Genomic DNA, 3,301 nt, shown 5'->3' with positions numbered 1-3,301 from the left:
GAGCGCATCGGGCGCGGCCCAGCTCGCGGCAACGTCGTCGTAACCGGCCGGCGAGCCGGGCCGCCACACCGGCTGGCCGAGCTGCGCGAGCAGCGGCGCGGCCTTCAGGTCGCCGGTGTCGCGCCAGCCGAGCCCGCGCAGCGACGACACGGCCCACTCCCACGGCGTCTTGAACTTGCGGTTGACCGGCGACCACGCATCCGTCGAATCGACGAGCGCGCGATAGACGGTCGGCAAATCGCCGCCGCTCGCATCGAACGCGCGCGCCAGCCGGTCGGTCAGCGCGGGCGGCGGATTGTCGGCGACGAAATGACGGGCCAGCTGGAACGCGACATGCCGGCCGGTCGCCTCCGAATGCGCGAGGTCGTGCAGGATCGCGCGCGCCTGCGCTTCGCCGGGCTGGTCGTAGCTGCGGCCCATCACGGTACGCATGCCGGGCTCGTGCAGTTTCGGGCGAAACACGAACGCGCCGGGCGCCGCATCGCCGGGCTGCGGGCCGCGCCCGCCGGCGAGGCTCCAGCCGGTCAGCGCGCGTGCGAATTCCGTCACGTCGGCCTGCGTGTATCCCGTGCGTACGCCGAGCGTGTGCAGTTCCATGATTTCGCGCGCGAGATTCTCGTTGAGCCCGCGCTTGGCCGACGGATTGCGTGCCTCGGCACGCAGCGCGGCCGGGCTGTCGGGGCCGACCGAGCGCGCCTGGTCGAGGAAGAGCTGCATCGCGGGATGCTGCTCGACGGCGACCAGCATGTCCTCGAAACGGCCGAGCACGTGCGGGCGGATCGCGTCGCGTTCGAACGCACCCGCATAGGCCGCCACCGGCCCCTTGTCGACCGATACCGCGAAATGGTTCGCCCAGAAATGCACGAGACGCTCGACGAACGGCGCGGGGGTATTCAGTGCACTGTTCATCCGCGCGACGACGGCGCTGCGATACGTGTCGTAGCCGTCGCGCCGGATCGACTGCTCGGTCGCGCGCTTCGTCGCCGGATCGTTGGCCGGCATCGCATTGCGCGCGTTCGCGAAGCGTGTCGCGAGCGCAACCGCGTCGGGCTCGCCGGCCCATGCGGCCGGTCGCGCGTCGTAACGGTCGAACTGCGCGACGAGCGCCGCCTTCGGGTCCGCCGGCGGCGCTTCGTCGGCCCGCGCGCCGAGACCGAAACGGTTCAGCGCGATGGCGGCCGGTGTGATGTCGTTCGGGTGGTCCATGACAGGGCTCTCGCGATGCGTACCCGTGTTTAACGTTGGCCGGCGGGAAATCCGTCGCTAGGAATACGAATATTTCCGGTGCGTCGCGCGGCTTTGAATGCGTGCGTGTTGCCGCTCGAATGCCGGTTGCGGATTCGGCTGATCAAAGTCGCGAATCGGTAGATCGTTCAGCCGCCGTATCGGGACCCCGCGTCCCTGCGAAGGACGGGCCTGTTTCGACATTCGATTGGCGGGCTTTCACTTGCCTGACCGCCCTCGATCTCACCGGAAGGCTCGCCGGCCGCCCCACCCGGACGCTTGCCGTTCCCGCAAAGCCGCCTAGACTCAATGAAAGGTATCGCCCCCGCGTCACGGCGTTTTGCCGTCCCGACCCAGCGACCACTACGATGCCCACTTTTCCCGTCAGCTTGCGTGCGCGGTTTCGTTGCGTCGGTGCGATGCGTCCGCGCTCACGCTGGTCTCGTGCGTGGCTGCTTGCCGTCGCGCTGACGCTGCCCGGCTACCCGGCCCATGCGCAAAACCCGCCGAAGGTCGTCGACATTCCGACGCGCCCCGGCGTGACGCAACGGTTTCTCTTCATCGCGCCGGACGCGCCGAAGGCCGCGGCCATTCTCTATGCCGGCGGCCATGGCGGGCTGCAACTGGAACCGTCCGGCCGGTTTGGATGGGGCGCAGGCAACTTTCTCGTCCGCACCCGGCAGTTGTTCGTGAATGACGGCATCGCTGTCGCGGTCATCGATGCACCGAGCGACCGGCAATCCGCGCCCTACCTCAATGGCTTTCGGCTGTCGAAGGAACACGCCGACGATGCACGCGCCGTGATCGCGTGGTTGAAGGAGCAACTCCATGTACCGGTCTGGCTGGTCGGGACGAGCCGCGGCACCCAGTCCGCCGCGTCCATTGCGGTTGCGCTGGCCGGCGGCGGCGGGCCCGACGGTCTCGTGCTGACGTCCACGATCCTCCGCGAGGAGCGAGGCGGGACCGCGGTCACGGACATGAACCTTGCCAGTCTCACGATTCCGGTGCTCATCGTTCACCACCAGAATGACGGCTGCAAACATTGTCCGGTATCCGAAACGAATACGCTGCTGAAGAAGCTGGAGCAGTCTCCGAAGGCCGAGCTGATGATCGTGTCGGGCGGCGCGTCCCGGGGCGATCCGTGCGAAGCGTTTGCCTATCACGGCTTCAATGGCCTGGAGAGCGGTGTGGTCGACGCGATCTCCGCGTGGATGCAGGCACGCTGAACGTGCGTGCCGCGCAGCGGAGTCGCGGTGGCCGCTTGCGATCCTTTGCCGAAGCGCGGCCCGCAAGCATTGCCGACCAATCTTCCGCGCGTGTACGCGTTGCGCATCCCTGAAAACGCACGCCACCGCACGTTGCCCGCGCGGCGTTGGCTTACTTGCTCGCCGCGTCGCCCTGCTTCTTCTGCCACTTCGCCGGCAGCCGCCAGTTCCCGCTGCGCCGCAACCCGTCGACGAACTTCGCGCGCTCGTCCGGCGTCAGCGTCGCGGCGAAATCGACGACGCTGCGCTCGACCTGCGCACGCAGCGCCGTATCGGCCGCACGCGTGCGGTCGAGCGCCGCGTCGATCGCCGTGCGATCGAGTTGCGGCGCGGCCAACAGGTCCAGCACGGTGATCCGGTCGTCGCGCCCTTCCCGCGCGAAATCGCGGCCGTCCTTGCGCGCCGCCTTCAGTGCCGCCGCGAATTCCTGCTGGCGCGTATCCGGCAATTCGTCCGCGGCGAAACGCAATGCGGTGTGCGACGCCGAGGCGCCCGCGGCCCGCAGGTCACGATGCGTCGAAAACCACTGATACGCACCGCCGCCGATCGCGCCGAGCATGAATACGTTCAGCACGACCGAGCCGACGAGGACGAATTTCCAGCCACGTTCAGTCATTCATCACTCCAGTCCACGCTCGGCCCACCGAACGTCGTCGTCAGATAGCCCGGTTCATGCTGCGACGTCGGCACGCCGCCGAGCATCAGCATCGACACGGCCACCGCACCTGCGAGCGCGCCGGCCAGGCCCACGCCCGCGAATGCCGCGCCCGACCACCACACGGCGCCCCGCCGCCGCGTGCGCCGTGGGGCGG

Annotated in this window: 3 protein-coding genes and 1 pseudogene; 1 reads left to right on the top strand and 3 read right to left on the bottom strand. The window is 68.8% G+C overall.

All coding sequences use genetic code 11. The annotated features are described in order from the left end of the window. Positions 1-1,206 (bottom strand): DUF1800 domain-containing protein (locus tag G3N96_RS38150; protein ID WP_206140437.1); only part of this gene is annotated, 1,206 nt, incomplete at its 3' end. A gap of 386 nt (positions 1,207-1,592) precedes the next feature. Here G3N96_RS38150 and G3N96_RS38145 point away from each other — a divergent pair. Then, positions 1,593-2,450: an alpha/beta hydrolase gene (locus tag G3N96_RS38145; RefSeq protein WP_241023029.1), complete on the top strand. Its 858-nt coding sequence runs from the start codon at positions 1,593-1,595 to the stop codon at positions 2,448-2,450. A gap of 151 nt (positions 2,451-2,601) precedes the next feature. Here G3N96_RS38145 and G3N96_RS38140 read toward each other — a convergent pair whose 3' ends face one another. Together G3N96_RS38140 and G3N96_RS38135 are read right to left on the bottom strand one after the other, a co-directional pair. Then, complete coding sequence (locus G3N96_RS38140) at positions 2,602-3,105, bottom strand: periplasmic heavy metal sensor (protein WP_206140436.1); 504 nt, start codon at positions 3,103-3,105, stop codon at positions 2,602-2,604. Next, a pseudogene (locus tag G3N96_RS38135) lies at positions 3,102-3,301 on the bottom strand (hypothetical protein); the annotation flags it as partial. The gene G3N96_RS38140 and the pseudogene G3N96_RS38135, both read right to left, overlap by 4 nt.

Origin of the sequence: Burkholderia sp. Se-20373 (genome assembly GCF_017104705.1) — a bacterium.
In the GTDB taxonomy this organism is placed as follows: Bacteria; Pseudomonadota; Gammaproteobacteria; order Burkholderiales; family Burkholderiaceae; genus Burkholderia.
This window is presented reverse-complemented; position numbering and strand designations above follow the sequence as displayed.